The organism is Candidatus Cloacimonadota bacterium, assembly GCA_012516855.1.
Classification (GTDB): Bacteria; Cloacimonadota; Cloacimonadia; order Cloacimonadales; family Cloacimonadaceae; genus Syntrophosphaera.
This window is the reverse complement of record JAAYWB010000092.1, coordinates 1-6,342: the sequence shown is the minus strand read 5'-3', so window position 1 is coordinate 6,342 and position 6,342 is coordinate 1. Positions and strand designations below refer to the sequence as shown.

7 protein-coding genes are annotated in these 6,342 nt (G+C 66.6%); all 7 read right to left on the bottom strand.

Translation table 11 applies throughout. The features are described from left to right. The coding region (locus GX466_08405) for a hypothetical protein (GenBank protein NLH94215.1) at nucleotides 1–469 on the bottom strand (469 nt) is incomplete at its 3' end. A 51-nt stretch (nucleotides 470–520) separates the two neighbouring features. Next, nucleotides 521–1,048, bottom strand: a complete 528-nt coding sequence (locus tag GX466_08400) for a hypothetical protein (GenBank protein ID NLH94214.1) — start codon at nucleotides 1,046–1,048, stop codon at nucleotides 521–523. Between the two features lie 10 nt (nucleotides 1,049–1,058). Next, nucleotides 1,059–2,417, bottom strand: a complete 1,359-nt coding sequence (locus GX466_08395; protein NLH94213.1) for a phage major capsid protein — start codon at nucleotides 2,415–2,417, stop codon at nucleotides 1,059–1,061. Further along, nucleotides 2,414–3,370 carry a hypothetical protein gene (locus tag GX466_08390; protein ID NLH94212.1) on the bottom strand — a complete coding sequence of 319 codons (957 nt, stop codon included), beginning with the start codon at nucleotides 3,368–3,370 and terminating at the stop codon, nucleotides 2,414–2,416. Before GX466_08390 ends, GX466_08395 begins: the two co-directional genes overlap by 4 nt. Continuing rightward, complete coding sequence (locus GX466_08385; protein ID NLH94211.1) at nucleotides 3,363–4,622, bottom strand: phage portal protein; 1,260 nt, start codon at nucleotides 4,620–4,622, stop codon at nucleotides 3,363–3,365. Before GX466_08385 ends, GX466_08390 begins: the two co-directional genes overlap by 8 nt. After that, nucleotides 4,622–4,783, bottom strand: a complete 162-nt coding sequence (locus tag GX466_08380; protein NLH94210.1) for a hypothetical protein — start codon at nucleotides 4,781–4,783, stop codon at nucleotides 4,622–4,624. Before GX466_08380 ends, GX466_08385 begins: the two co-directional genes overlap by 1 nt. Continuing rightward, a partial coding sequence (locus GX466_08375) for a terminase large subunit (protein NLH94209.1) occupies nucleotides 4,783–6,342 on the bottom strand: 1,560 nt, incomplete at its 5' end. The genes GX466_08375 and GX466_08380, both read right to left, overlap by 1 nt.

The window sequence follows — 6,342 nt, the reverse complement described above, 5'->3', positions numbered from 1 at the left end:
CAGTGTGCGTGCCGGCCAAGGTGTTCGCCTTGGCGAGGTAACACGCCGCCACGGTATTGATCGTCGCGCCACTCGGCACGTCGACCTGCGAGACGACACCGCCACCGATGTTGACCTTGCCGCCGCTCGCGAGCTCAAGATAGCCCCACGTGCCGCCGGCAATGCCGGTTGCCGCGGCCTGGTCGCCGGTGATCTTGAGCTGGCCCTGAAGGCCGTACACCGAGATGTCACCTGACGATACCTTGGTACCCCAGAGCATACGCGCGACTGCAGCGCGGTAGGCACCAGCCGTCAGCGCGGTGCCGCCGTCGTCGGCGTACACCCGGAACGCCGCAGTGCGCACACTCGACAGCGCTAGGCCGGCGCCCTGATCGGTCGATGCAAACTCACCGATGTAAAAGCCGCCGTACGCCTTGCGATTGAAGAAAATGAGGTTTTGCGAGTCCCACTTTGAGTGCAGTCCACTCATGATTGCCCCCTTCGAGGCGCCGGGGAGGATAAACCTCCCCGGCAATCACGGTCAGTCAACAATGGCCGACGGCAGGCTCTCCGGCGCCGTCGGGTACCGCAGCCCTGCGAGGATGTAGAGCAGGCACCCAAGTTGAGCATGGGTGCCAACGTCCGCGCAGTCGACACGGATGCAGTCGTAGCCATCTGCATGGTCAAGCGCGGACGACGGCACCCAGAACGCGTACACAGCCTGAGACTCCGCCGAGGTAGCGTCCGCCTGGTAGTCGTCGTCAGCGGTCTGCGTCTCCTTCGTCCACGTGCCGACAGCCGTCAAGGTGCCCTGCTTCTTCCACACGGTCTCGATGACGTTGAGCGCCTTGGCGCCACCGTCGGTGTTGCCGACGTTGCGCTGCTGATAGATCGTGTACTTAGGGTCGTCGCCAGCGGTGCCGGCACCCTTGAAGGCAACGACGAGCACACCGGCGCAGTTTTTGAGACAGATCCCATCACCGGTGTTTGTCGCGGTCTGCATGTCCACCGGCACAAACCCCGGGATGATGTCGATCACGGAACCCAAAGGATTGGAGAACTGGTTCATGCTGCCCCCCTTACTTCCGCTCAGCCAGCGCGACGAACGGCGACACGGTGTTGGTTCCCTGCGCCGGCGTGATCGCCGAGCGCAGCATCGGACAGCCGTTGACACGCGCGGTGAAGCGGAACGCAGTCTCGTCGTAGATGAATCGGACGTGCACAGACGACGCGACGCCAACGCCACCCTTGCGGATGAGGTAGTAGCGCTGCAGGTTCATCGCCACCACGTCACCGAGGTCGCCGAGCTTCTTGTTGTGCTCGGTGACGATCACCGGCATGCCCCACAGCCGCCCAAACGGTTCGTCGCTGTAGCGGCCAGCCGGGATGTACACGAGCTCGCCGGCGGTGCCGATCTTCTCGTGGACGGCCAGCAACTCAGCCTCGGCGTCGGCGTGCATGGTGATGATGGTGTTCAGCCGATCGCCAGCCGGGATGCGCGCGCGCATCTTCCGCAGGTTCGCCGCCTCGATGGTCGCCGCGGCCTGCCCGGTTTCCTTCGGCACCTGGACGAGCGCCCCCGAGCGCAGCACGCCGAGCGCCATGCCGGCACCGCTGCCGTCAAAAATGTCCTCGTCGACCTGGAACGCCAGCTCTTCGCCGAACGCCCGCGGCCCGATCGATGCAAGCAACGAGCTGTCGGCAAGCTGCTCGTCGGACACGTACCAGAGGCCCATGATCTTCTCAAGCCGCATGGCGACCTTCGAGACCTTCGGCATGCTCGACGCCACAGTCGCACCCTCGGCGGCGTGGTACACCTGCACGCCACCCCACCGCGAGCCAGTCACGCGAGAGGTCTCGTCGATGATGTCGACCTCGGCGCCGTTGAAGCCGTCGCCGACCTCGATCGCGAAGCACCGCTGTGCGAGCTGCGAGGACTCGAACGCGATCTTGTCAACGAGCCCGACGGCCTGCGGCGCCAACAGGAAGCCGCCCTCGGAACCCTGGCCCTCGTTGCTGCCAGCCGGCGCCGCAGTGAGCGGCCTCAGCCGCGGATCGACGATGCCGGCCACGCGCGGCTCGGCGCGGTGAACGGCCTGCATGAAGGCGCCGAACGCCGCCTGTGGGGTCGGCCCCCACGGCGCACGCTCGCGGTTGTCCTGCCCCACGGTGACGCGCGGCGAGGCACTCGCCTCGACACCGAGCTCGGCCACAGCGGTGGCCGGGATGCTCGCGAGCTCGGCACGCTCGGCCGCCATGACCTCAGCCGCCTCGATCTGCGCCTTGACGCTCTCGAGCTCGCCCCTCGCCGCGACGAACGCAGCATGCTCTTCGGCCGTCGGTGGCCGGTTCTCAGCCTCGGCAGCCGCGAACGTCCGCTCCATCTTGGCGACGGCGGCGGCCCTGGCCTTTTGCAACGCCAGAATTTTCTGGTTCATGATTTCTCCTGCTCCGCCTTTGCGAGCTCGAGCTGGACCCTATACCAGTCGAGCGGGAGGCCGGCAGAGGTGACCTCTGTGGTAGACGCGGCGGCGTCTGTGCTCGCCGTGTCGGCATCATCCACGCCGGCGGTGATGGCGGCAACCTCGGCCGCCAGCTCGCCGGCTGTCATCGTCGGTATGGGTGGCGCGTAGGTGCCGGGTAGCGCGGTGATCGTCATCCCGGCCGGCACGACGAGCGCCTTGGCGCCAGGGTAAAACTCCTCGAACTGCCTGCGGATCGCGGCAGCAGCGCGACCGCCGGCGTCGACGCCGTCAGCAGTGATGATGTACCGCGGCTCGCCGAGCAGCTTCTGCGCCCACGCACGCACCGGACCCACATCGAGGCCGCGCGCCGCGGCGACGCGCAGCGCACCGGGGTCGGCCGGCACCGGAACAATCGAAAACTCGATGAGATCCTGCTCTTTGAACGCGATTTCCCACCCGCCATCTTCGAGCTCGACGAACTCGTAGTCGATCGGCACCCAGCCGCATGAGACGGCGTTGAGAAAGCCGCCGGCGAGCAGCTCGAAAACGCTGTCGTTGAAGCGCAGCATGCCCTCCGGCGTGAACTCGGCCTCGGCGAGCAGCATGTCACCGTCCGTCCACAGCCGGGTGCAGCGCGCCACGGGCAGGCTCGTCTGATCGTGCGCCCACAGCACGACGGGGTTCCGCATGTAGTTCTCAGTCCGCCAGCCGCCGGGGTTCGTGCGGTAGCCGTTGCGATCGGTGTCCTCGCCCGAGCGCAGGACGAAGATCATGCGTCGCGAGCCGTCGACCGGCGGCTCGATTGCCGCCGTCATCGCCGCGCGCACGGCGAAGCTGCCGGCAGCCGGGATGCTCTCGGCCTGCGCGCGTGCCGCGTGGCAGCGCCGCGCCAGCTCGTCAATGCTGAGGATAGGTCGCTCACTCATTGTTCCCTCCTGCGCCGGCAGGGGTACCGATCGGCACCCAGTTGGCCGGCCGGCAACGCTCGCTGCCTCCAGCCCCGCCGACCAGCGGTAGGTTTTCTTTGGCGAGGATGTCGTCGACGCTGTAGGCGCCGATCTCGCGCATGACTCGGTAGAACGCGCCACGCGCCGCCATGTCGCCGCGTAGCAACACCTCGACGGTGAACTCCGGGTAGTAGCCGGCCTCGATCTCGGACTCGTCGAACAGATCCAGCAGCATCCGTTGTTCCCAGTTGATCAAGTCAGGTTGCATGCAATACAAGAGAAAGGCTTGGTTTGTCTGCTCTATTCCTGAGCCCCACGATGTATCTTTAGAGTGCTCAAAGAGTAACCACGGCGGGATGCCCCAGTATCGGCCGATGTCGATGACCTGGTGCTGGCGGCTCTCGAGGCTCTGCGCCTGCTCTGGCGTCACGCCGAGCGTCTTCCAGTCGAGATCTTCCTCGAGCACGGCGACGCGGTGCGCCTCGCTGTTCGGCCCGTAGGCGGCCTGCCACGCCTCTTTGAGCCGCGCCTTGGCCGCGTCCGACAGTGCCGGCCCCTTGTGGACGAGCGCACCACGCTGCGCACCGCCCGAGCTGTAGACGCGCGCGGCGTACTCCTCGCCGGCCTGCGCGATGCCGATCGCCTCAGCCGCGTGCTCGATCGGCGAAAGGCCGATGAAGCCCTCGAGGCTCGGCCCGGTGAGATGCAGGCATTCCATCCACCCGAGTCTCACCGGCCGCTCGCCGGTGCGCATCGCCACGTCATACCGCGGCATGCCCTGGTCGTCAGTGACGACGCGCACGCGATCCGGGTGCAGCGGCACAAGACTACGCACGGTGCCGCCTCGATCGCGGATGATCGCCACGTACGCATTGCCCCTCGTGATCCGGTGCCCCTCGACCATCGCCCGAAACTGGTACGGCGTTTGCCACGGGTTCGGCCGCCAGTGCAGCAGCCGCGTGTTCGGGTGCTCGCTCGCGAGCCGCCGGCTGCCGTTCGGCAGCTCTTGGTAGACGCGGCACGGAAACATGCCGAGCAGGCTGCTCTTGAGAACGACGGCGCGCCACACGGCGCTGTTACGTAGCGCGTTGTCGAACGTCACCGTCCGGCCCGAGGCGGTGCTCGCGCCGGCAACGAACGGCCCAACGCTGCCGACGGATGTCCACCCACGATCGCCGCGCAGCAAGTCGGCGTCCACCGCGGCTCGAAAAACCTGCGCGAATCGGCCCATCAGCGAGCCCTCCGATTGCCAGCCTCACCACGGACGCCGGCGAGAAAGACCACGACACCGACGACGATGAGCGCCGCCGCCGGCATGAGCCACCAGAGACCGACGAACACCATGCCGAGGCCGCCCACCGTCAACAGATCGAACCAGTCAAACGGCCGCATCACAGTACCGTCAGCCCTTCGGACTCGTACAGCGCCACCACGGCCGCGCCGGTGTCGAGCACGAGCGCTCGGCCACGCGCCATCGTCGCCGCGACAATCGGGTCGATGCGCTTGCGACTCGCGGCCTTGTGGAACTTCCGGTTGCCGTGCGCGTCCTCCTTCGTCACGGCGTTGAGCGCACACCACCGCACGAGCGGGTTGCCGTCGTGGCGCATGGCGCCGGCCCGGACCTCGTCCAGAAAGTGCATCACCGGCGCGCCGAAGCTCGGCAAGTCCTGCGTGAACTTGACGACGGTGATGCCGACTTCCTGCAGCCTGTTGGCGAGCTGCACGGCGTGCCACGGGTCCACCGCCCACTGCGCCACGTGATACCGCTCGCTGAGCTCGAGCACGAGCGCGGCGATCGCACGGTCATCGATCTGGTTGCCTGGTGTCGTCAGTAGGTGGCCTTGCGCCGCCCAATCGGCGTACGGCACGAGATCGCGGCGGCTGTTCTCAGCCAGCAGCTCGATCGGCAGAAAATTCCACCATCGGTAGACGATCCCGCCGTCCCCGCGAACGAAGCACAGCGCCACCGAGGTGAGATCTTGGGTGCTCGAGAGGTCGATCCCGCCGTAGCACGTGGCGCCGTCGTACTCGCTCCAGTCGATGGCCTCGGCACACGCGTCCCAGTGCTCCGGCGCGATCGCGCGTGCCGCAGCGGCAGCTCGGCGGTTGCAGTGGTAGCGCAGGAAACTCGGCATGAATGCGCCGTCGTTCTCGGCCTTCTGTGCCTGCTCGGCGAGGTACTCGCGCTTCACACTGACGCCGAGGTTCGGGTTGGCCTTTTCCCACACGTCGGAATCAAACGGATCGTCGTCTTCGTCGAGTGCAAAGATGAACACGGCGAGCGCGTCATCGTCGAACCCCGAGGCGAAGCCTTCGAGCACGTTGACCGCGTAGTCATGTAACTTGGCGTACGGCGTCTCGGGTGTGTCATCGCCGGCGGTGGTGACGACGATGAGCATCGGCTGCCGCCGCGCACCCATCCCGGTTTCGAGCTTCTCGTACGCCGTCATCGTCCGATGCTCGTGCATCTCGTCGAGGATCGCGCCATGCACGTTGAGCGCGTCAAAGGTGCTGGACTCGGACGAAAGAGCCGTGAAGGTGCTCTTCCGCGCCTCACACACGAGGTGCACCGGCCCCCCCTCGATGGTGCGGGTGCACTCGATACGGTCGCGCAGTAGATCTGATTGCCGGCTCATTTCCCACGCGTCACGCATGACATACCGGCTCACTTGCGAGAGCTTGGTGGCGGTTGCGAAGATCTCGGCCCCTGGCTCGCCGTCGGGGTCCATGAGGTAGAGGCCGAGGCCGGCCGCGAGCAGTGTTTTCCCGTTCTTCCGGCCGACTTCGAGCCACACGCGCCGGAACCGCCTCATGCCGTCGGCACGCCGCCATCCGAAGATCACCCACAGCACAAACTGCTGCCACGGCTGCAGCTTGAGCGCCTGACCGGCCCACTCGCCCTTCCAGTGCCGTAAGTTGCGTTCGAAGAACCGGATCACGCGGCCGGCCTT

Bases quoted from the DNA above. Each gene is read 5' to 3' on its own strand.
- GX466_08400 (NLH94214.1), bottom strand. From the start codon at position 1,048: ATGAACCAGTTCTCCAATCCTTTGGGTTCCGTGATCGACATCATCCCG.
- GX466_08395 (NLH94213.1), bottom strand. From the start codon at position 2,417: ATGAACCAGAAAATTCTGGCGTTGCAAAAGGCCAGGGCCGCCGCCGTC.
- GX466_08390 (NLH94212.1), bottom strand. From the start codon at position 3,370: ATGAGTGAGCGACCTATCCTCAGCATTGACGAGCTGGCGCGGCGCTGC.
- GX466_08385 (NLH94211.1), bottom strand. From the start codon at position 4,622: ATGGGCCGATTCGCGCAGGTTTTTCGAGCCGCGGTGGACGCCGACTTG.
- GX466_08380 (NLH94210.1), bottom strand. From the start codon at position 4,783: ATGCGGCCGTTTGACTGGTTCGATCTGTTGACGGTGGGCGGCCTCGGC.